23 protein-coding genes and 1 pseudogene are annotated in these 20,394 nt (G+C 69.5%); 4 read left to right on the top strand and 20 right to left on the bottom strand.

From position 1 onward, the window contains the following. Positions 1-29: 29 nt before the first annotated feature. The 11 genes from rpsS to C2L58_RS37620 form a co-directional block, all read right to left on the bottom strand. Positions 30-311, bottom strand: a complete 282-nt coding sequence (gene rpsS / locus C2L58_RS37670) for a 30S ribosomal protein S19 (protein ID WP_003102083.1) — start codon at positions 309-311, stop codon at positions 30-32. 18 nt (positions 312-329) lie between these two features. After that, complete coding sequence (gene rplB / locus C2L58_RS37665; protein ID WP_003102084.1) at positions 330-1,166, bottom strand: 50S ribosomal protein L2; 837 nt, start codon at positions 1,164-1,166, stop codon at positions 330-332. Between the two features lie 15 nt (positions 1,167-1,181). Then, on the bottom strand, positions 1,182-1,493 hold the full coding sequence (gene rplW / locus C2L58_RS37660) for a 50S ribosomal protein L23 (protein ID WP_003102087.1): 312 nt from the start codon (positions 1,491-1,493) through the stop codon (positions 1,182-1,184). Continuing rightward, positions 1,490-2,179, bottom strand: a complete 690-nt coding sequence (gene rplD, locus C2L58_RS37655; protein ID WP_103342410.1) for a 50S ribosomal protein L4 — start codon at positions 2,177-2,179, stop codon at positions 1,490-1,492. Before rplD ends, rplW begins: the two co-directional genes overlap by 4 nt. Continuing rightward, positions 2,176-2,832 (bottom strand): 50S ribosomal protein L3, encoded by a 657-nt coding sequence (rplC, locus tag C2L58_RS37650; protein WP_013222604.1) that lies wholly within the window; start codon positions 2,830-2,832, stop codon positions 2,176-2,178. Before rplC ends, rplD begins: the two co-directional genes overlap by 4 nt. Positions 2,833-2,866: 34 nt before the next feature. Continuing rightward, positions 2,867-3,172, bottom strand: coding sequence for a 30S ribosomal protein S10 (gene rpsJ, locus C2L58_RS37645; RefSeq protein WP_003102098.1), 306 nt, complete (start codon positions 3,170-3,172; stop codon positions 2,867-2,869). Positions 3,173-3,676: 504 nt separating this feature from the next. Beyond that, entirely contained in the window at positions 3,677-4,870 is a 1,194-nt protein-coding gene (tuf, locus tag C2L58_RS37640) for an elongation factor Tu (protein ID WP_103342409.1), read from the bottom strand. A gap of 129 nt (positions 4,871-4,999) precedes the next feature. Then, entirely contained in the window at positions 5,000-7,099 is a 2,100-nt protein-coding gene (gene fusA, locus C2L58_RS37635; protein ID WP_103342408.1) for an elongation factor G, read from the bottom strand. A gap of 63 nt (positions 7,100-7,162) precedes the next feature. Next, positions 7,163-7,633 (bottom strand): 30S ribosomal protein S7, encoded by a 471-nt coding sequence (gene rpsG / locus C2L58_RS37630; protein ID WP_003102106.1) that lies wholly within the window; start codon positions 7,631-7,633, stop codon positions 7,163-7,165. Next, positions 7,633-8,007 (bottom strand): 30S ribosomal protein S12, encoded by a 375-nt coding sequence (rpsL, locus tag C2L58_RS37625; RefSeq protein WP_003102113.1) that lies wholly within the window; start codon positions 8,005-8,007, stop codon positions 7,633-7,635. The genes rpsG and rpsL overlap by 1 nt, the downstream gene beginning before the upstream one ends. Positions 8,008-8,694: 687 nt before the next feature. Next, on the bottom strand, positions 8,695-8,850 hold the full coding sequence (locus tag C2L58_RS37620; protein WP_103342407.1) for a hypothetical protein: 156 nt from the start codon (positions 8,848-8,850) through the stop codon (positions 8,695-8,697). A gap of 157 nt (positions 8,851-9,007) precedes the next feature. Here C2L58_RS37620 and C2L58_RS37615 point away from each other — a divergent pair, with 157 nt between their 5' ends. Genes C2L58_RS37615 through C2L58_RS51020 form a run of 4 tightly spaced genes read left to right on the top strand, consistent with a single transcriptional unit; the run spans position 9,008 to position 11,730 of the window. After that, positions 9,008-9,544 (top strand): YbaB/EbfC family nucleoid-associated protein, encoded by a 537-nt coding sequence (locus C2L58_RS37615; protein ID WP_103342406.1) that lies wholly within the window; start codon positions 9,008-9,010, stop codon positions 9,542-9,544. Next, positions 9,544-9,885, top strand: coding sequence for a hypothetical protein (locus C2L58_RS37610; protein ID WP_103342405.1), 342 nt, complete (start codon positions 9,544-9,546; stop codon positions 9,883-9,885). The genes C2L58_RS37615 and C2L58_RS37610 overlap by 1 nt, the downstream gene beginning before the upstream one ends. A gap of 10 nt (positions 9,886-9,895) precedes the next feature. Next, positions 9,896-11,122 carry a hypothetical protein gene (locus C2L58_RS37605; RefSeq protein ID WP_103342404.1) on the top strand — a complete coding sequence of 409 codons (1,227 nt, stop codon included), beginning with the start codon at positions 9,896-9,898 and terminating at the stop codon, positions 11,120-11,122. 2 nt (positions 11,123-11,124) lie between these two features. After that, a complete protein-coding gene (locus tag C2L58_RS51020; protein ID WP_233226164.1) occupies positions 11,125-11,730 on the top strand; it encodes a hypothetical protein in 606 nt (201 codons plus the stop codon). Here the strand turns inward: C2L58_RS51020 and C2L58_RS37595 are convergent. The 9 genes and pseudogenes from C2L58_RS37595 to C2L58_RS37550 all read right to left on the bottom strand — a co-directional run. Beyond that, complete coding sequence (locus tag C2L58_RS37595) at positions 11,711-11,935, bottom strand: hypothetical protein (protein WP_103342403.1); 225 nt, start codon at positions 11,933-11,935, stop codon at positions 11,711-11,713. The genes C2L58_RS51020 and C2L58_RS37595 overlap by 20 nt on opposite strands. 94 nt (positions 11,936-12,029) lie before the next feature. Continuing rightward, the gene (locus C2L58_RS37590; protein WP_233226163.1) at positions 12,030-13,370 is read right to left on the bottom strand and encodes a DUF4407 domain-containing protein; all 1,341 of its coding nucleotides are present in this window, start codon (positions 13,368-13,370) and stop codon (positions 12,030-12,032) included. Further along, positions 13,360-14,751, bottom strand: a complete 1,392-nt coding sequence (locus C2L58_RS37585) for a hypothetical protein (protein WP_103342401.1) — start codon at positions 14,749-14,751, stop codon at positions 13,360-13,362. The genes C2L58_RS37590 and C2L58_RS37585 overlap by 11 nt, the downstream gene beginning before the upstream one ends. Next, positions 14,748-16,769, bottom strand: coding sequence for a hypothetical protein (locus C2L58_RS37580; RefSeq protein WP_103342400.1), 2,022 nt, complete (start codon positions 16,767-16,769; stop codon positions 14,748-14,750). Before C2L58_RS37580 ends, C2L58_RS37585 begins: the two co-directional genes overlap by 4 nt. Next, positions 16,766-17,509 carry a hypothetical protein gene (locus C2L58_RS37575; RefSeq protein ID WP_233226162.1) on the bottom strand — a complete coding sequence of 248 codons (744 nt, stop codon included), beginning with the start codon at positions 17,507-17,509 and terminating at the stop codon, positions 16,766-16,768. The genes C2L58_RS37580 and C2L58_RS37575 overlap by 4 nt, the downstream gene beginning before the upstream one ends. Before the next feature lie 98 nt (positions 17,510-17,607). Continuing rightward, positions 17,608-18,330, bottom strand: a complete 723-nt coding sequence (locus C2L58_RS37570; protein WP_103342399.1) for a Crp/Fnr family transcriptional regulator — start codon at positions 18,328-18,330, stop codon at positions 17,608-17,610. Positions 18,331-18,538: 208 nt separating this feature from the next. Then, positions 18,539-19,180 carry a zinc ribbon domain-containing protein gene (locus tag C2L58_RS37565; protein ID WP_233226161.1) on the bottom strand — a complete coding sequence of 214 codons (642 nt, stop codon included), beginning with the start codon at positions 19,178-19,180 and terminating at the stop codon, positions 18,539-18,541. A 61-nt stretch (positions 19,181-19,241) separates the two neighbouring features. Further along, positions 19,242-19,481, bottom strand: a complete 240-nt coding sequence (locus tag C2L58_RS37560; RefSeq protein WP_233226172.1) for a hypothetical protein — start codon at positions 19,479-19,481, stop codon at positions 19,242-19,244. 247 nt (positions 19,482-19,728) lie between these two features. After that, positions 19,729-20,259 (bottom strand): annotated as a pseudogene (locus C2L58_RS37550) (MFS transporter); the annotation flags it as partial. Positions 20,260-20,394 lie beyond the last annotated feature (135 nt).

The following is a 20,394-nucleotide window of genomic DNA, read 5'->3' as shown; positions in this document are numbered from 1 at the left end:
CTACTTCCCTTGTCTCTTATCGTGCCCGCTCAGCGGCGGCGCGACTTGCGGTCGTCCTTGATGTGGCCCTTGAAGGTCCGCGTCGGGGCGAACTCGCCCAGCTTGTGACCCACCATCGCCTCGGTGACGAACACCGGGACGTGCTTGCGGCCGTCGTGCACCGCGATCGTGTGACCCAGGAAATCCGGGATGATCGTGGAACGCCGCGACCAAGTCTTGATCACGGTCTTCTTGCCCGATTCGTTCAGCGCGTCCACCTTCTTGAGCAGGTGGTCGTCCACGAACGGGCCCTTTTTGAGGCTACGTGGCATTTGGTTCTACCTCCCTGCTCAGCGCTTGTTCTTGCCGGTACGCCGGCGGCGGACGATGAGGGCGTCGGACGCCTTGCGGCGACGCGTGCGGCCCTCGGGCTTACCGTTCGGGTTGACCGGGTGGCGACCACCGGAGGTCTTACCCTCACCACCACCGTGCGGGTGGTCGACCGGGTTCATGACGACACCACGGACCGTGGGGCGCTTGCCGCGCCAGCGGTTGCGGCCGGCCTTGCCCCAGTTGATGTTGGCGTGCTCGGAGTTGCCGACCTCGCCGACCGTGGCGCGGTTGCGCACGTCCACGTTGCGGATCTCACCCGAGGGGAGACGCAGCTGGGCGTACGGACCGTCCTTGGCGACGAGCTGCACCTTCGCGCCGGCGGACCGCGCCATCTTCGCGCCGCCACCGGGGCGGAGCTCGATCGCGTGGATCACGGTGCCGACCGGGATGTTGCGCAGCGGCAGGTTGTTGCCCGGCTTGATGTCGGCCCGGGGGCCGTTCTCGACGGTGTCGCCCTGCTTCAGCTTCTCCGGCGCGATGATGTAGCGCTTCTCGCCGTCGGCGTAGTGCAGCAGCGCGATGCGAGCGGACCGGTTGGGGTCGTACTCGATGTGCGCCACCTTGGCGGGGATGCCGTCCTTGTCATTGCGACGGAAGTCGATGACGCGGTAAGCGCGCTTGTGGCCGCCACCCTTGTGCCGGGTGGTGATCTTGCCGGACGAGTTGCGACCGCCCGAACCGCTCAGCGGACGAAGCAGCGACTTCTCCGGGGTGGAGCGGGTGATCTCGGCGAAGTCCGAGACGCTCGAACCGCGACGACCCGGGGTCGTCGGCTTGTACTTGCGGATGCCCATTGTCAGCTCAGTCCTTTACGCGGTGGGTCCGCCGAAGATCTCGATCGCCTTGCTCTCAGGCGAAAGAGTCACGATGGCGCGCTTGGTGTCCTTGCGCTTGCCGAAGCCCGCGCGAGTCCGCTTCCGCTTGCCCTGGCGGTTGGCCGTGTTGACGCTGACCACCTTGACGCCGAACACCTTCTCGACCGCGATCTTGATCTGGGTCTTGTTGGCGTCCGGGCGGACGATGAACGTGTACTTGTGGTCCTCGAGCAGCCCGTAGGACTTCTCGGAGATGACCGGCGCGAGCAGGATGTCGCGGGGGTCCGGAATGGCGACCGAACTCACTTCTCGTCACTCCCTTCCGTGACCTCGCCCGACCGCGCGGAAGCCTTGACGGTCTTACCGCGGACGGGGCCGGCGACGAACGCGTCGTACGCGGCCTTGGTGAACACGACGTCGTCGTTGACCAGCACGTCGTAGGTGTTGAGCTGGTCGGCCCAGAGGATGTGCACCTCGGGCAGGTTCCGCAGGGAAACCCAGCTCAGCTCGTCGTCCCGGTGCAGCACCACGAGCACGCGCTTCGCCAGCGTCACCGCGGCGAGGGCGGCCTTGGCGGCCTTGGTGTTCGGCTTCTCACCGGTCACCAGTTCGGTGACGACGTGCAGCTGGCCGGCGCGGGCCCGGTCGGAGAGAGCGCCACGCAGGGCGGCGGCCTTCATCTTCTTCGGGGTGCGCTGCGAGTAGTCACGCGGCGTGGGGCCGTGGACGACGCCACCGCCGACGAACTGCGGCGCGCGGGTCGAACCCTGGCGGGCACGGCCGGTGCCCTTCTGGCGGTACGGCTTCTTGCCGCCACCGCGAACTTCGCCACGGGTCTTCGTGTCGTGCGTGCCCTGGCGAGCGGCGGCCTGCTGGGCCACCACGACCTGGTGCATCAGCGCGACATTGGCCTGCACGTCGAAGATCTCCTCGGGGAGGTCCACGGTGCCGTCGGCTTTACCGGCCGGGGTCTTCAGCTCGACGCTTGTCATTCGGAGTTACCACCCTTCGCGGCGCTGCGAACGAACAGCACGCCGCCCTTGGGACCGGGCACGGCGCCCTTGATCAGCAGCAGGCCGTCGTCGGCACGCACGGCGTGCACGGTCAGGTTCTGCGTGGTGACCCGGTCGTTGCCCATCCGGCCCGCCATGCGCAGGCCCTTGAAGACGCGGCCGGGGGTGGCACAGCCACCGATGGAACCCGGCTTGCGGTGCACGGCCTGGGCACCGTGGCTTGCGCCCTGGCCCTTGAAACCGTGGCGCTTCATGACGCCCGCGTAGCCCTTGCCCTTGCTGGTCCCGGTCACGTCGACCTCGACGCCGGCGGCGAACACCTCGGCGGTGATCTCCTGGCCGACCTCGTAGGTCTCGGCGTCGGTGGTGCGCAGCTCGGCGAGGAACCGGCGCGGCGTCACGCCCGCCTTGTCGAAGTGGCCGGTGCGCGGCTTGTTCACCTTGCGCGGGTCGACCGCGCCGAACGCCAGCTGCACGGCCGTGTAGCCGTCCTTGTCCTGGGTCCGAACCTGGGTGACCACGTTCGGACCGGCCTTCACGACGGTGACCGGGACAACCCGGTTCTGTTCGTCGAAGACCTGGGTCATGCCGAGCTTGGTGCCCAGGATGCCCTTCATCTGCCTGTCAGACATGAGTCTCTTACTCTCCGCCGCTCGCCCGCCGCTACTACTGGATGTTGACGTCGACGCTCGCCGGCAGGTCGATGCGCATGAGCGCGTCGACCGTCTTCGGCGTCGGGTCGAGGATGTCGATCAGACGCTTGTGCGTGCGCATCTCGAAGTGCTCGCGCGAGTCCTTGTACTTGTGCGGCGAGCGGATGACGCAGTAAACGTTCTTCTCGGTGGGCAGCGGCACCGGCCCGACAACACGGGCGCCGGTGCGCGTGACCGTCTCCACGATCTTGCGCGCCGAGGTGTCGATCGCCTCGTGGTCGTAGGCCTTGAGCCGGATGCGGATCTTCTGTCCCGCCATGGTGGCTGCTCGTTCCTTGTCGTCTCGTGCCGCTATCTCACAAACCCCGCTGGGTGTTGCCACCCTGAGCCTGGGTTTCCGCAGTTCAACGGCCCTGTCCCCGGTCCACGCGGTCGGGCGTGTCGCGCCCGACGCACAGACGGATCCCGCGGGATCGTCGTCTTGCCTGGTCTTCCTCAACGTGAGGAGGCTATGAGCCGACTCCGCTTTTGCAAGCGTGGGCGTCTCACTGCCTTTGCCCGCTCGCCTCACCCGAAGGAAAGAGCTCCGCGGACCGTGGCCACTCGCACCGGAGCGGCCGGATCCCCGAAGGGATCGGCCGCCCCAGGACGAGCAACCTGAATAGTGTCGCACACGTGATTTGACGCCCCGAACCCGGGGGTGTATCAGCACCCTCCGCGGCCTTGCGCGGATACAGATCTGCGCAAGATTCCGGAGTGGGGCGCGCGTTGTGGTCACCGAGGTGCCGCGCGGCACGCCCCGTAGCCCGGTGGGGCGCCTAAATCACTTGTTGATCTTGGTAACCTGGCCCGCACCGACGGTCCGGCCACCCTCGCGGATGGCGAAGCGCAGACCCTCGTCCATCGCGACCGGCTGGATCAGCGCGACCGTGATGTCGGTGTTGTCGCCCGGCATGACCATCTCGGTGCCCTCGGGGAGGGTCACGACGCCGGTCACGTCGGTGGTGCGGAAGTAGAACTGCGGGCGGTAGTTGTTGAAGAACGGGGTGTGACGGCCACCCTCGTCCTTCGACAGGATGTAGACCCGGCCCTCGAAGTCGGTGTGCGGGGTGGTGGTGCCCGGCTTGACGACGACCTGGCCGCGCTCGACGTCCTCGCGCTTGATGCCGCGGACCAGCAGGCCGACGTTGTCGCCCGCCTGGCCCGAGTCGAGCAGCTTGCGGAACATCTCGACACCGGTGACGGTGGTCTTGGTCGACTTCTCGCGGATACCCACGATCTCGACCTCTTCGTTGACGTTGATCTGGCCGCGCTCGACGCGACCGGTCACCACGGTGCCACGACCGGTGATGGTGAAGACGTCCTCGATCGGCATCAGGAACGGCTTGTCGAGCTCGCGCACCGGGTCCGGCACGTTGTTGTCGACGGCGCTCATCAGCTCGAGAACGGCCTCGGACCACTTCTCGTCACCCTCGAGGGCCTTCAGGCCGGAAACGCGCACGACCGGCGCGTCGTCGCCCGGGAACTCCTGCGAGGACAGCAGCTCGCGGACCTCCAGCTCGACGAGCTCGAGGATCTCCTCGTCGTCGACCATGTCGGCCTTGTTCAGCGCGACCACGATGTAGGGCACGCCGACCTGGCGGGCGAGCAGCACGTGCTCACGGGTCTGCGGCATCGGGCCGTCGGTGGCGGCCACGACCAGGATCGCACCGTCCATCTGGGCGGCACCGGTGATCATGTTCTTGATGTAGTCCGCGTGACCGGGGGCGTCCACGTGCGCGTAGTGACGCTTCTCGGTCTGGTACTCGACGTGCGAGATGTTGATCGTGATGCCGCGCTGCTTCTCTTCCGGCGCGTTGTCGATCTGGTCGAACGCCCGCGACTCGTTCAGCTCCGGGTACTTGTCGTGCAGCACCTTGGTGATGGCCGCGGTCAGAGTCGTCTTGCCGTGGTCAACGTGACCGATGGTGCCGATGTTGACGTGCGGCTTGGTCCGCTCGAATTTCGCCTTCGCCACTGGAATGTCCTCCTGGACTGATTTCGCTTTGTGCTCGTGGGGCGGCGTGGCTGCCGCCCCACGATTGTTCCTTCGTCGGTGCTGCGGACGTTCAGGAGAGTCCCTTAATGCCCGCGAGCGCTGGGGGGATTACTCCCCCGTCGCCTTCGCGATGATTTCCTTCGCGACGTTCGCGGGAACCTCGGCGTAGGAGTCGAACAACATGGAGTAGTTCGCCCGGCCCTGGGTGCGGGACCGCAGGTCGCCGACGTAGCCGAACATCTCCGACAGCGGGACCAGCGCCTTCACGACGCGGATGCCCGCCCGCTCCTCCATGGCCTGGATCTGACCACGACGGGAGTTGAGGTCACCGATGACGTCACCCATGTAGTCCTCGGGCGTGGTCACCTCGACCGCCATCATCGGCTCCAGGATCACGGGGTGGGCCTTCTTCGCGGCTTCCTTCATCGCCATGGAACCGGCGATCTTGAACGCCATCTCCGAAGAGTCGACCTCGTGGTAGGCACCATCCAACAGGGTGAACTTCAACCCGACGAGCGGGTAGCCGGCCAGGACGCCGTACTGCATCGCGTCCTGCGCGCCCGCGTCCACCGACGGGATGTACTCCCGCGGCACGCGACCACCGGTCACCTTGTTGTCGAACTCGTAGAGCGCGCCGTCGGTGCGCTCGAGCGGCTCCAGCTTCACGATGACCTTCGCGAACTGGCCGGAACCACCGGTCTGCTTCTTGTGGACGTAGTCGAGCTTGTCGACCGTCTTCTTGATCGTCTCACGGTAGGCGACCTGCGGCTTACCGATGTTCGCCTCGACCTTGTAGTCGGACTTCATCCGGTTGACCAGCACCTCGAGGTGCAGCTCGCCCATGCCCGCGATGATCGTCTGGCCGGTGTCCTCGTCCAGCTTGACCTGGAACGTCGGGTCCTCTTCGGCCAGCTTCTGGATCGCCAGGGACAGCTTCTCCTGGTCGGCCTTCGTCTTCGGTTCGATCGCGACCCGGATGACCGGCTCGGGGAACGTCATCGACTCCAGCACGATCGGGTTCTGCGGGTCCGCCAGGGTGTCACCCGTGGTGGTGTCCTTCAGCCCGATGACCGCGTAGATGTGGCCGACCTGGGCGTCGTCGACCGGGTTCTCCTTGTTGGAGTGCATCTGGAAGATCTTCCCGATGCGCTCCTTGCGTTCCTTGGTCGCGTTGATGACCTGCGCGCCGGCGGCGACCTTGCCCGAGTACACCCGGATGTAGGTCAGCTTGCCGAAGAACGGGTGCGCGGCGATCTTGAACGCGAGCGCGGCGAACGGCTCGTCGACCGACGCCTTGCGGGTGGCCACGGTCTCGCCGTCGGGCAGCAGGCCCTCGACGGCCGGGACGTCCAGCGGGGTCGGCAGGTAGTCGATGACCGCGTCGAGCATGGGCTGCACGCCCTTGTTCTTGAACGCGGAACCGGCCAGCACCGGGAAGACCTGGCTGGTGATGGTGAGCTTCCGGATGCCGGCCTTGATCTCGGCCTCCGTCAGCTCCTCACCCTCGAGGAACTTCTCCATCAGCGCGTCGTCCGCCTCGGCGACGGTCTCGACGAGCTTCTCGCGGTACTCCGCGGCCTTCTCGGCCAGTTCGGCCGGGATGTCCTCGACCGAGTAGTCCTCGCCCTTCTGGACCTCGCCGCGCCAGGTCAGCGCCTTCATGCGGACCAGGTCGACGACGCCTTCGAAGTCGTTCTCGGCGCCGATCGGCAGCTGGATGACCAGCGGGCGCACGCCGAGGCGGTCCACGATGGTCTTCACGGTGTAGTAGAAGTCCGCGCCCAGCTTGTCCATCTTGTTGACGAAGCAGATGCGCGGGACGTCGTACTTGTCCGCCTGCCGCCAGACCTGCTCGGACTGCGGCTCGACGCCTTCCTTGCCGTCGAAGACGGCGACCGCACCGTCGAGCACCCGGAGGTTGCGCTCCACCTCGACGGTGAAGTCGACGTGGCCCGGGGTGTCGATGATGTTGATCTGGTGGTCGTCCCAGAAGGTGGTGGTGGCAGCCGAGGTGATGGTGATACCCCGCTTCTGCTCCTCCTCCATCCAGTCCATGGTGGCGGCGCCGTCGTGGACTTCACCGATCTTGTAGTTGACCCCGGTGTAGAACAGGATCCGCTCGGTGGTGGTCGTCTTGCCGGCGTCGATGTGGGCCATGATGCCGATGTTGCGGACCTTGTTCAGGTCGGTCAGCACTTCACGTGCCACGAGAGTGTTCCCCTGTTCTCAAGCTTGGGGCCCGGCATGGCTTGGTCGACAGCCGGGCGGTCATCACCAGCGGTAGTGCGCGAAGGCCCGGTTGGACTCGGCCATCTTGTGCGTGTCCTCGCGACGCTTCACCGAGGCACCGAGGCCGTTGGAAGCGTCCAGGAGCTCGTTCTGCAGGCGCTCGATCATCGTCTTCTCGCGGCGGGCCTGCGAGAAGGAGACCAGCCAGCGCAGCGCCAGCGTCGTGGAGCGGCCCGGCTTGACCTCGATCGGCACCTGGTAGGTGGCACCACCGACGCGGCGGCTCTTCACCTCGATGGTGGGCTTCACGTTGTCGAGGGCGCGCTTCAGCGTGACGACCGGGTCGGTGCCGGTCTTCTCGCGAGCGCCTTCGAGCGCGCCGTAGACGATGCGCTCGGCCAGGGACCGCTTCCCGTCCTTCAGCACCTTGTTCACCAGCTGGGTGACCAGCGGGGAGGCGTAGACGGGGTCGGAGATCAGCGGCCGCTTGGGGGCCGGACCCTTGCGGGGCATTAGCTCTTCTCCTTCTTCGCGCCGTACCGGCTGCGCGCCTGCTTGCGGTTCTTGACACCCTGCGTGTCGAGCGAACCGCGGATGATCTTGTAACGGACACCCGGAAGGTCCTTCACACGACCACCACGCACGAGCACCATCGAGTGCTCCTGCAGGTTGTGGCCCTCACCGGGGATGTAGGCGGTGACCTCGATGCCGCTGGTCAGCTTCACACGCGCGACCTTGCGAAGCGCCGAGTTCGGCTTCTTGGGGGTCGTGGTGTACACGCGAGTGCACACGCCACGCCGCTGCGGGCTCCCCTTGAGGGCCGCGGTCTTCTGCTTGGCAGCCTTGTCCTGGCGGCCCTTGCGGACCAGCTGCTGGATCGTGGGCAATGGACCAGCTTCCTGTCGTGATCTGCTTCTTCGTGTCTTCACCGGCCCCCGCGGTCGGGCGTGTCGGCCCGCGTCACGGTCTCGCGACCGGTAACTTCCCGGAGGGATTTCCGTCGGAACCCCGACCTGCCGAAGCCGGTGACCGGGTGCCTGAGCACCCCGTCCATGCGCACGGCACGCGGAGCGGCCCGACGCATGCCGGGCACGGTCTCCAAAGATACCCGCCCGGGTCCGGGAGGAACGCGGCGGGGGGTCTGTAGGTCGGCGAACCTCCAGCGTACCTCTCAACGCCCCTGGGCTGCGGGACATTCCACGCCTCGGGTCGCGGGGCCTGCACGCTCGTGGTGGGGCGGGCGGTTCGGCGGGTGCGCGGCTTACTTCGGTGCGCGGCTGCCGACGGGGCGCCGGTGCTGGGGCTCGAGCAGATCACTCGGCACGCGGCCGCCGGCTCGGTGGACGGCTGCCGGGACCGCGCTGGTCAGGAAGGCCGCGGCTCTCCAGCTGGCGAGCTGGTGCTCGAGGCAGCTTCACCCACTCCCCCGCGCCGAGACCCAGCGGTGAGTGGTGAACGGGTCGCCCAGCCCGCCGGTCGCCGAGCCGATGCACGGCCGCCGGAGCCGCGGCCGCCACGAGCGGCGGCGGGCGGCGGGCGGCGCGGCTTCGGCGCCGCCTGCTCCGCCCGCTCCCTCAGTCCTCGTCCGGCTTGGCGTGGTCCGGCTTGCCCGGGTTCGGGTCCCGGGACAGGTCGATCAGGGGGTGCACGCCGGCGCCCTCCGGAGCCGCGTGGCTACCCCTCGACTTGGGTTCTTCGGCCGGGCCTCCGGCCCCTTCGGTGCTGGTCATCACACACTCCTCGCGCGTTGTCCCCTGCTTCCCTCTCGGGCCGAAACCTACCCATTACCCGGTCGGGTGATGCAGTGGGATCGGATCGGCCGTTCCGTACGTCACAGTGCGGCCGGAGGGTCACGATGGGTGCACCACGAAACGGAAAGGCGGGCGCATGTCGGGCGAGTTCGAGCAGCTGGTGGCCGAGTTCGAACGGTTCCAGGCGGGCGTCCGCCACGCCGACGACCGGTTCGCCGGGCTGGGCGCGATGCGGCAGCAGCTGACCGAACTGCGGGCGAGCGCCGCGTCGGCGGACGGGGGTGTCACCGTCGTGACCGGGCCCGGGGGTGCCGTCCTGGACGTCAAGTTCACCGAAGCCGCGCTGGCCAAGGGGCCGCAAGCGCTGTCGGCCACGCTGCTCGCGACGCTTCGGGAAGCCGTCGGCGAGGCGGCGCGGCGGCAGGCCGTCATCGTCGAAGAGAACATGGGGGACGACCTCGGCCTGGTCGACCAGGTCCTCGAGACGCAGGCCGTGGCGTTCGGAACCACCGTCGAAGAACTGCGGTCGAAGCTCACCGAAGCACCGCCGCGGCCCGAGGACTTCTCCGAGCAACGCGTGCTCCGCCCGGCCGACCCGCCGCCGGCCCCACCCGCGGCCGGCCCCTCGGCGGGCGACCGCTTCCTGCGGAACCTGTTCGACGAGGAGGACTGATGCCCGACGGAGCCGGCGGTTACCGAGTGGACGTCGACGCGCTGCACAAGTACGTCGGCGAGCTCGGCCAGTACCGCGAACAAGGCACGAAGATCACCGAAAAGGTGGCCCAGGCCGACGTCGGCGACAAGTCGTGGGGCGTGGTCGGCCTCTTCACCAAGAGCGGCTACGACGACACCCTCCGCGAACTGCACTCGCTGCTGGCGTCCATCGCCGACGGCCTCGCCTCCGCGCAGGCCAAGCTGACCGACGCGGCGAACGTCTACCAAGGCGTCGAGGACGACCACAAGACCTTCTTCGGCCAGGTCGAGACCCTGCTCGACGGCCCCGGAAAGCACTGAGGGGAAAACTATGGCCGAGGTCGAAGACGTCGCGAGCGGCATCACCGTCAAGCCCGACGACCCGAAGACCGTGCTCGGGATCAACGTCGACAACGCCATCAAGGCGACGCCGTTCGCCGGGAGCGCGGTCACCGTCGGCAAGGACGCGGTCTCGGTGACGAAGGCCGTCTTCGCGCCGCAGCCCGACGGCGCGGACATCACCCTCGCGCTCGGCACGATCGCCACCGACACCGCGAGCTTCATCCAGTCGAGCTCGAGCGCCATCACCGACATCGCCACCGACCCGCTCGGCTGGCTGGTCGGGCAGGGGCTGAACTTCCTGGTCAACGCCGTCCAGCCGATCCAGGACGCGATCCACTTCGTCAGCGGCGACAGCCCGGCGCTGGGGGTCGCGGCGGAGAACTTCGGGGCGATCGCCACCGGCCTGGACAAGCTGGCCCGGAACTTCGCCGAGGTCGCCGACGAATCCCTCAAGGGCTGGGAGGGTGACGCGGGCAACGCGGCGAAGACGGCGCTGGGCGAGTTCGCGCACGGCATCGAGGGCGTCGCCGGGAAGTCCGGTGACCTGGCCCGGATGCTGCAGCTCAACAGCATGCTGATGAGCTTCGCCGAGGACCTGGTCAAGGCCATCCTCACCGAGTTCGTGACCTGGCTGATCCTGCTGTGGGTGCCCGCGCTGGCCGCCGCGGTGCCGACCTGCGGGGCCTCGCTGTCCGCCGCCGCTCCGGTGACCGAGGTCAAGGCGGCCCAGACGACCGCGAAGACCACCCGAAAGGTGAACAAACTGCGCGAGCTCCTGCAGAAGGTGCTCGACTGGCTCCGGGAGCTGCAGCAGAAGTTCGCCTCGACGACGCTGGGCAAGTCGCTCACGAAGATCGCCGAGCAGAACGAGGGCAAGGACCTCCTCCAGAAGGCGGTCGGCGACACGGGCCTGATCGGCCAGCGCTGGGCGAAGGCCTTCGAGAACCCGGTGCTCGACGCCGCCGGCCAGGTCGACTACCGGAAGACGATGCTGAAGGCGGGCGCCACCGAAGCGCTGAAGAAGGGTGGCGAAGCGGCGATCAAGGGCGTGCTCGGTTTCAACCCGGCCAACCCCGGTGACAACCCCGCCAAGACGGTGAACGACCACCTCGGCAAGCTCACCAGCCACGTCAAGAACGCGAAGAAGGCGAGCGGCTACGACGGGACGGGCCGGGACCAGCCTGCCGAGGAAACCCGCGAGGACCTGGACTTCTGACGATGCAGACGCTCTTCACGATCGGCGTCCTGGTGGTCGTGGCCGCGGTGGCCGCCGCGATCTGGTGGCGGTCGCAGCGGGCCGCCGCCGCGAGCCGAGAAGGTCACTGGTTCAAGGCCTTCGCGGCCGAGCGGGGTGGCACGTACGGCAGCGGTTCGCCGAGCTTCGGCGTGGTTCACCCGACCGGGCGACCGCTGGCGGGTGCGCCGGCCGACCCGTGGGTCGAGTTCCGCCTCGGCGACCGGCCGGTGCTCGGGATCGACACGCGGGAGTCCTACCGGCACTTCGACGACCACATCCACTTCCGCGCTCTCCACGTCACCCAGGTGCGCGTGCCGCCGGGCCCGGAGCTGCGGATCGTCCCCGGCCGGCCGGTGTCCATGCCGACGCTCCCGCCGGACTCGGCGCTCGACGCCGAACTGGCCCGCTGGCTGGCGGCGAACCCGCGGTTCGGGCAGCGGGAGGTCGTCGTCGAAAACGGCTCGGCGCGGACCTGGGGGCCGGGCTGCGCGACGCGGCAGAACCTCACCGCCGAGGCCTCCTACCTCGCCGAGCTGGCCGACCACCTGCCCGCGGCGCTGTGGACCCTCAGCGGCGGCGGCTCGTGAGGTGGGTCAAGCCCGCCGACAAGGCGAAGACGAGCCCGAGGCCGACGACGTAGGGCCCGGCCAGCAGGGCGAACCCCGCGCCGATGTTGGCGTCGGGCTGATCCGACGTCGCCCGGAAGCCGATGGCGCCCACCGACAGCAGGACCGCGCCCGCGATGATCAGGACGAGGGCGATCACCGTGAGGCGTTTGGTGACGGGCGTCATGCGTCCATGGTGCCCGGGATGACGCGGATCCGCCGGACAGGCGCAGCCCCGGCGCCGGAACGCCGGGGCTGCTCGGTGGAGCGCCGGAACTCCCCTACTGCTGGTTGCGCAGCTTCGCGGCCAGCAGGTCGATCTCGGCGTCCAGGTCCGACTCCCGCCGCGCCCGGGCGGAGCGATCGGCCTCCTCGATGCTGTCGATCCGGGTCCGGAGGTTGTACTCCGTCCGCTGCAGCCAGACGTCGTTGTCCGCGGTGTCCTGCCGCTCCCGCAGCGTGACGTGCTTCTCGTGCAGCCGGCGGGCGACCTCGATCTGCCGGGCGACGAGCACGTCGTAGGCCGTCGAGCCGCTCATCAGCTTCGTCAGCACCGGCATGCAGTCGATCGCGATCAGCAGCAGCCGCACGAGCCACTGGGCCGCGAACACGAGCACGCTCCGGTCGGAGAGCCGCCCGAGCGCTTCGTCCTCGTCGAGGATGCCGATCACGCCCTGGTGCTCGCGCATCGACGTCACCTTCGCGGTGATGGCGTCGCTGACCTGCTGGCCGGCGGTCTGCCGGGCGCTGCCCAGCTTCGCGGTCAACTCGTCGATGTTCGTGTTGGCCTCGGTCAGGTCGGCCTGCCGCTTCTCGAGCCGGTTGTCGGTGCGGAAGCGGTCGGCCACCTGCCGGTTCCGGTCGCATTCGGGACCGTCGCCCGCCACGCCGGTGAGCCCGTCGCCCCGCGCGCCGCTGCACTCCGCCCGGGCCAGCTTCTCCAGCTGGTCCCACTGCGCGTAGAGGACGTCGTACTCCGACTTCGCCGCGTCCCGGTTCTTGCTCGCCTTCTCCAGCTCCTGCTGCGCCGCGTCCGGCGAGTTCTTGATGGTCAGCTGGAAGTTCGCGCACTCGGGGGTCTTGAGCGCCGGCGCACCCTCGGGGTTGCAGGTGCGGTACTGGCTTTCGTAGGCGGACAGCTCGTTCTGCCTGCCGTCGAGGACTTCCTTGTGGATGGCGGGCTGGAAGATCCACAGCAGCAACGGTTCCGCGATCACGGCCCCCATCAGCAGCGAGATCACCAGCCGGGGTACGAACACCCGGGTCTTGCCCGCGCCGAGCATGCCGTGCGTGCTGGAGATCAGCCAGCCGTCGAAGCTGATGATGACGTAGGCCCACAGCGCACCGGCGGGCAGCAGGAAGATCCACGGCACGGTCGACAGATCGCTGAGCGCCACCAGCAGCGACACCCCGGCCAGCAGGCCGGTGTTGAAGATGATGGCGCCGAGCCGCGTGTAGCGCGGCCGCTCTTCGGGCACCCAGTCGAGGATCTCTTCGCGGGTCCCGGCCAGGGCTCGCAGCCGCCGGCCGAGCCCGCGGTGGGGGTCCACCGGCCGGTAGGTCCCCAGCGGGACGTCGGGGGGAAGGGCGCCCCGGGTGGGCGCCTCGGTCTCAACTGACATCCTCTTCCCTCACCCCGGTGTCGTCGTCTTCGGTGTCTTCCGCCTCGGCCCGTGGCGCGGGCGAACCCTTGTCCCCGGCGGCCAGCTCCGTCTTGCCGCCGCCCTCGAGCTGCTCCCGCGGCGCGGCTCCGGTCAGCTTGGTGATCAGCAGGTTCGGGTCCAGGTTCGTCATGTCGAGGTAGCCGTGCTTGCCGAGCTCCCGGATGACCTCGAGGGTGATCTCCTCCTTGCGCCGGGTCTCCGCGCGGGCCAGGCCGTGGTCTTCGCGCCGCCACTTGCGTTCCTCGCGGGACTGCTCGCGGCTCCACCGGCGCTGCTCGTTCCGGTGCTCGATTTCGTAGAGCCGCTCTTCGTGCCGGCGATCGAACGCGGCCTGCCGCTCGGTGCGCTCGACCTCGCCGCGGTAGCGGTTCTCGACGAGCAGCCGCTCGGCCATCTCGGACGCGTCCAGCGAGCCGGCCACGTACGCGTTCGCCAGCGCGCTGTCCGGGTTGTTCCGGATGATCTCGGCCAGCGCGGTCATCTCCTCGCGGTCCTGCCCGCGCTGGTGCCGGTCGAACGCCTTCCGGTCGGCCATGCGGTCGAGCTCGTACCGCTGCTGCTCGATCCCGACGACCCCGGAGTGGTGCACGCGTTCCCACTCCAGGCGCTGCTCGTGCGCCTGCCGTTCGGTGCTCAGCCGGTGGTCGTGCCCGCTCCGGTCGCGCTCGAGGTACTGGTCGTGGTGCTGGCGTTCCGCGGTCAGCGAATGGTCCAGGCGCTGCTGCGTCGTGTCCAGCTCGTGCTGGTATTCGATGCTGCGGCGGTTGCCCATCAGCTGCCGGTACTCGTCCGGGGTCAGCACCTCGACGCTGCGCAGCTCCACGGCGATGCCGGAAATAACCGGCGGCTTGAGCGTGGTGAAGGCCTTCACCTGGGCGTTGACGTCCCGGCGGACTTCGTTGATCTGCAGGAGCCGGTACTCCAGGCCCAGCTCGAAGATCCGGTGGTGGCTCTTGAGGTAGGCCCGCAGCAGCGTTTGCGCGTCGCCCCGCCCCTCCCGGACGACGCTGACGGCGTTCGTCACGGTGCAGACGAACGTGACGCGCATGGTGAAGTCGTCGGCTTCGGCGGACGGGATGGCCAGCTCGACGATCACCTCGGCGTCCCGGGTCAGGTCCACCAGGCTGACGTGGGTGGCCCGGACGACCTGTTCCTCGTCCAGGCGCCGCTGGGCGCTGTCGAGGACGTATTCGCCGTCTACGCGGTAGACGAAGACCTGGTGCGCGTTCGGCCTCGGCAGTTCGCCGTGTTCGCGGTATTCCTTGCGCCAGAAGAACTTCCCCTTGGTCTGCGCGGGATCCAGCGGGCGCTGTTCGACGATCGGGTAGGACTCGGTCATGGCAGTGCGGCAGCCTCTCGGTGCAGGTGGGAGATCGCGGCGAGCAGGTGCTCGACCAGAGGGGAACTGTCTTTGCTGGTACGCGCCTCCAACGCGGCGAAGTCCGCGCGGAGGAGGTCGGCTTCGCCGGCGGGCAGGGCCACCGAAATGGCCAGCCCGAGCGAAGTCGCGACCGCGACGGGGTCGTCGCAGAGGTGCTTGAGGTCGTCGAGGGCGGAGCGCAGGACGGTCAGCGCCCGCTTGCGTGTCGGCCGGTTGCGCAGGACCGTGGCCCACAGCCGCCCTTGGACGGGCGCGGTCCGGTCCCCCACGCGGCAGAGGTGGGTGATGGCGGCGTGCCGGCCGGAGATCCGGTCGCGCGCGGCGAGCACGCTGAGGGTCGCCCGCGTGGCCGCCCGGATGTACTCCGGCTTGGTGCCCGGGTTGTCCAGCCGCCGCACTTTCCCGTCGAGCAGCGTCAAGACGACCCCGGCGTCCTCGGTGCGCCGGGTCAACGTGACGAACAGGGCGGCGAGCGCGACGTGCGCGTCTCCGGTGACCGTGTGGCTCTGCAGGATGAGCTGCCAGAGGCGGTTGGCCGCTTCGTGCGGGTAACGGGCGCCGAGCTCGCCGCTCAGCGCGACCGCGCCCGTCCACCGTTCGGCCGGGGTACCGCGCCCGGCCCACTGCGCCGCCAGCTGCAGCGCTTCCGGGGCGAGGGCTTCGTCGTAGCTCAGCAGCCACAGCACGTGGGTCGCGGTGGTCTGGCCCGGCCAGCCGCGTTTCCCGTCGGCCCACGGCGCCAGGATGTCGTCGACCTCGTCGAAGGCGTACCGCGCGAGTTCGGCGAGCCCGGCCGCGACCCGCAGGCCCTCCTCCGGCATCACCTCGTCGAGCCACGCGGAGACGCCGTCCCAGAAGGGCGCTTCTTCGCGGGCCCACAGCTCGGCGAGCACGAACCGCCGGTACCGCGGCTCCCGGAACCGGGGGCAGTGCCGGGCGACCCCGTCCGAGCCGGCCCGCTCGACCTTGATCAGGCTGTCGGGCGCGTAGAGCTTGAGCCGGTGTTGCCGCAGCAACTCCGGCTGCGGGCGCTCGCCGGGGTCCGGCTCGTCGCCGACGATCGACTCGGCGAGCTTCGCCTCCAGCTTTCCCAGCGCCGACTCGAAGGTCCGTTGCCGCGCCCCGTCGAGGAAGGCCAGTGCGGTGGCGGCCAGGAAGTCCCGCTCGTCGCGCTCTTCGTCGAACCACGTCCGGACCCGGTCGTGCAGGGACGCGTCCAACTTGGGCAGCGCCTGCTCGACCGTCAGCCCCTCGCCGAGGTCGGCGGCGACGGCGACGAGGTCGGTCAGCTGCCCGCCGTCGGGCCAGGCACGCAGGACCCGTTCGACGACCTCGTCGACGTCGTCGAGGCCGGCGAGCCGAACGCGCAGCACCTGCCGCGGGTCGGGCTGTTCCCACCGCACCTGGGCGACGGCGTCGACTTCCCCGCACCCGGTCGGCGTGGTCGTGGTGACGACGAGGTGGGCCCCTTGGTCGCGGACGCGGTCGCGGACGGTCCGCCACGTGAAGTCGACGTCGGCGGCTCTCCGCTCCGCGATGCGGTCGGCGATGATGTAGCCGCTTCCCGCCGCGTAGTCGCGTTCGGCCAGGCTCTTGAGCCGGTTCATCGGGGACAGCAGGTACAGCGGCCCGTCGGTGACCTCGCGCAGCAGCGCGATCGCCCCCGCCCGCTTCCCGGTCCCCCGGTCGCCGTGCAGGCCGACGACGTGGTCCTTGCGCAACGCCCCGAGCGCGGTGTCGTAGCAGGCCGGCGTGACGTAGTGGCTCAGCTCGGCCAGGACATCGGTGTCGTCGAGCTTGCCGGCCGCGGCCTTGACGCGCGCCGGCCGCTGCGGGCCGATGCCGAACTGGGCGCCGTCGGCGTAGATCGGGCCGTTGAACTGGTTCACCGCACCCGCGAGCTGTTCGGTGTAGTCGTCGCCGGGCGCGGGCTCCGGCGTCTCGGCCGGCTTTTCCGCCGGTTCTTCCTCGCTCATGAGCCGTGCTTGATCCCGAAGACCGCGTTCGCCGCGTCGACGCTCCCGTTGACCACGGTGATCGCCTCGGCGCGGTAGTGCTGCCCGGCCCCGGCGGTCACCCGGGTGCCCGCCGGCTCGGCCGGCGGCGGATCGGCCGAGAGCCGGGCGCCGTGCACGTCGTGCCCCGGGACCCGGAGCCAGGCCACGTCGGTGAATTCCTTCTGCCGCACCACGACTTCCCGGAACTCCCCCGGTTTCAGCGAGGTGTGGCGCTGGGCCACGACGTCGGTGTAGATCTGCCGCGAAACGAGCACGGCCAGGTCGGCGTCCGGGAACGCGCGCAGGGCGCCGCGGACGGGTGCGCTGTCGACGAGGCGGCTCACGCCCACCACGCCCTGTCCCGTCCAGCCGTTCGCGCCGGGCATCGCGACCCCGTGGTGGATCGCGATCCGGATGCGCATCCGGGCTTCGGCCGCGAGGTCGTGGTTGTGGTCGGCGAGCGCCGCGGCCAGCTCGCGGACGTAGTCGTCCACGACCGCCGGTTCGGGGGTGCCGGGCGGGAGGATCGCCAGTTCGCCGTCGCCGGCACCCTGCCGGTGCCAGGTCGTCCGGTCCAGGCCGCACCGGAGGGCGGCGGTGTCCGCCACGGCGAGCAGGCCGGATTGGATCGAAGCGTGCTGCCGGTCGTCCCGGCCGCCGTAGCCTTGCACGTCGAGGGAAATGAGCAGATGGCGGGAAAAATCGGTGCCGCGAGCCAAGGTCTTTGTCCTTTTCGGAGCCGTTAGGAGATGAGCGCAGAGTCTGCCTGCACTGCGTGACCAAGACTCCGGAAAATTCCGTGATCTGCACCGGTTCGTTAGCCAGGATCAGCGAACGTCGCTAGTCCGTTCAGGTCAAGAATGGTTACTGTCCGGTATCGGTACGCGATGTAGTTCTTCTCCTTCAATTGACGGACAGCCAATTGGATCGCGTCCCGGCCCGCACCGATCAGCTTGCCGAATTCCGGTTGCGAAAGCTCGATGTCGAGCCTCATCCCGGCCTCACCCGGCGCACCGTGGTACTCGGCCAGTTCGAGCAGGACCCGGGCGAGCCGGACCGCCGTGTCGTACCCCGCGAAGTCGAGCCGGCGGCGGTTCGCCCAGTCGAGCCGGTCGGCGATCATGTGGCAGACCACCCGCCAGGCTTCTTCCCGGCGCCGCAGGAAGTGCCGGAACTGCTCCAGCGGAATCCGGTGCACCGTCATCGCCCGGCACGCCGTCACCGTGGCCGAGCGAGGACCTTCCCGCAGCACCCCCATCTCGCCGACGAGATCGCCGCTGATCCTGATGCCCAGCAGGCTTTCGGTGCCGTTCCGATCCGCCGCGGTGACCTTGACGCACGCCAGCCTGGGCTGTTTTCCGTGCCCGAGCAGGAAAACGTGCGTGCTGGGTTCGCCCTGGTGCAGCAGGACGGTCCCGGCGGGGCACGGTTTCGGGTTCCCCAGTCTCAGCAGCTCACCGCCCAGCGCACCCGGTAGCCGCGACATGACCGTGCCACCGGGCCATTCCGTGCCGTTTCCGCTCGCACCGTCGGCCGCCACGCCGCACCCTCCTCGACGAATCCCGGAACGACCACCGTTCCGGTTCGTGCCCGCGAGCCCCCCTCGCGCACCCTAGACAAATACCCGCGACGAAGGCGGTTGTCGATGGCCGGGAAAGGGAACGGCCCGCATCGCGGGCCGCACCGGGAGAGCGTGACGGAATTCGTGGGAACGAGGGGTGGAACGCCGGTTTCCGGAGGGGCCCGGTTCAGAGTTTGGCGCCGCAATCGGAGCAGAACAGCGCTCCCGGCTTGTTGCTCTCACTGCCGCAGCCGCCGCAGGCGACCTTCAAGGCCAGCGACGTCCCGCAGGACGAACAGAACTTGCCGCCGTCCGCTTTCAGGCCGCAGCCCGGGCAGCTGACCTTGGCCCGGGTGTCGAGGTCCAGGCCCGCCGTCCAGTCCTTGTCGCGGGCCTTGTCCCAGATCTGGTCGCGCTGGGCCGCGGCCTGGGCGCGCGAGATCTCCTCCGCGACGCTCGGCGAGCAGCGCAGGCACTGGCCGATCTCCTCGTTCCAGCACTGGTCCTGGCACATCCAGTCGCCGCAGCCGCGGCACTGGCGGAAGCTCGGCGTGATCTCCTCGACCGCCGCCGCCAGGGCCTTGTCCTTGGCCGGTGAGTTCGTCGCGCGGTCGTAGCGCCACTGGTCGGCCGAATTGCTCAGGTCGCGCAGCGTGCCGCCGAAGAACGAGCCCACCGCGCGAAGCACGCTTCGGCCGGTCTCGACGTTGTCGCGCTGGAAGGCGGAGCGGAAGCCGTTGCCGCAACGCTCGCAACGGAATTCGAACTGGTACCCCTGCGTGTTCGAGAGGTCCGAGAAGTTGTCCGTGAAGGGCACAGAGTCAGCCACGGCCCATCTTCGCCGCCCGGCGGCGGCCGCGGCGACGAGAGATTTGCCGACAACGGCCCGGCTACCGGCCGTCACGGGCGGCGGAGAACGCCAGCGGGAGCAGGGCCAGCACGCCGCCGACCACCGCGACCAGGCCGTACCCGCCGCCGGCGAACATGTGCGCGCTCAGCACCCACCCGACGACGCCGAGGCCGTGCCCGTGCGCCTGCAGCTGCAACGGCGTCATCGTCATGACCGCGCCCACCGTGAGCTGCGCGACCACCATCGCGACCAGCGGCCGCGCGAACCCGGCCGGCCGCACCGGGCCGGGCGATCACGGCCGGTTTCCACGGCGGGCTTTTCGGGGGTCCGGGTGGCGGAGCCCCCGGCCCGGGCCGGAGGCCCGGTTGTCGCTGCGGGCTTTTCGGGGGTCCGGGTGGCGGAGCCCCCGGCCCGGGCTGGAGGCCCGGTTGTCGCGGCGGGCTTTTCGGGGGTCCGGGTGGCGGAGCCTCCGGCCCGGGCCGGAGGCCCGGTTGTCGCTGCGGGGGCACGTGCCGCGGGAGGAACGCCGCCGCCAGCGCCGCGCCCGCCGTGGCCAAGACCGCGATCGCGGCCGGGCCGGACAGCGGCGGCCAGCCGAAGCCGGCCGCGGCGCCGGCCGCCGGACCCATCAGGGCCGGCCCGGCGAGCGCGCCGACGGTCCCGCCCCAGACGACGGTCGAGAGCGCGCGCCCCCGGCGGTCCTCCGGGTACAGGTCCGCGGCCAGGTACCGCGAGAGCTGCGCCCCGCCGTTGCCCAGCCCGACCAGCAGGATGCCCAGCAGCAGCGGCACGACCGACGTCGCCAGCGCGCCCGCGAACGCCACCAGCGCGCCGGCCGCGGCGAGGGCGTAGCCACCGGCCAGTACCCGGCGACTGCCGTGGACCGGCAGCAGCCTCCCGGTGCCGAGCGCACCCGCCGCGGTGCCGAGCACGTTCGCCACGCTCGGCAACCCGCTCCAGACCGCGCCGCTGCCGGCGGCGACGATCAGCGTGCCCGCCGTGCCGAGGCCGACCGTGGCCGTGTTGAGCAACGCGACACCGGTGAACAGTGCCCCCATCGACCGGGTCCGCCCGGTCACCGTCGAAGTCCCCATGAGCAGCAACGTCAGGGAAATCCGGCCGCGGTTCGAAGGGCCGGTGCACGGGATTTCGCTCGCCCCGGGCGCGCATCGGAAGGAAGATGAGGCCCATGA

The organism is Amycolatopsis sp. CA-126428, assembly GCF_002904335.1.
GTDB lineage: Bacteria > Actinomycetota > Actinomycetes > Mycobacteriales > Pseudonocardiaceae > Amycolatopsis.
This window is presented reverse-complemented; position numbering and strand designations above follow the sequence as displayed.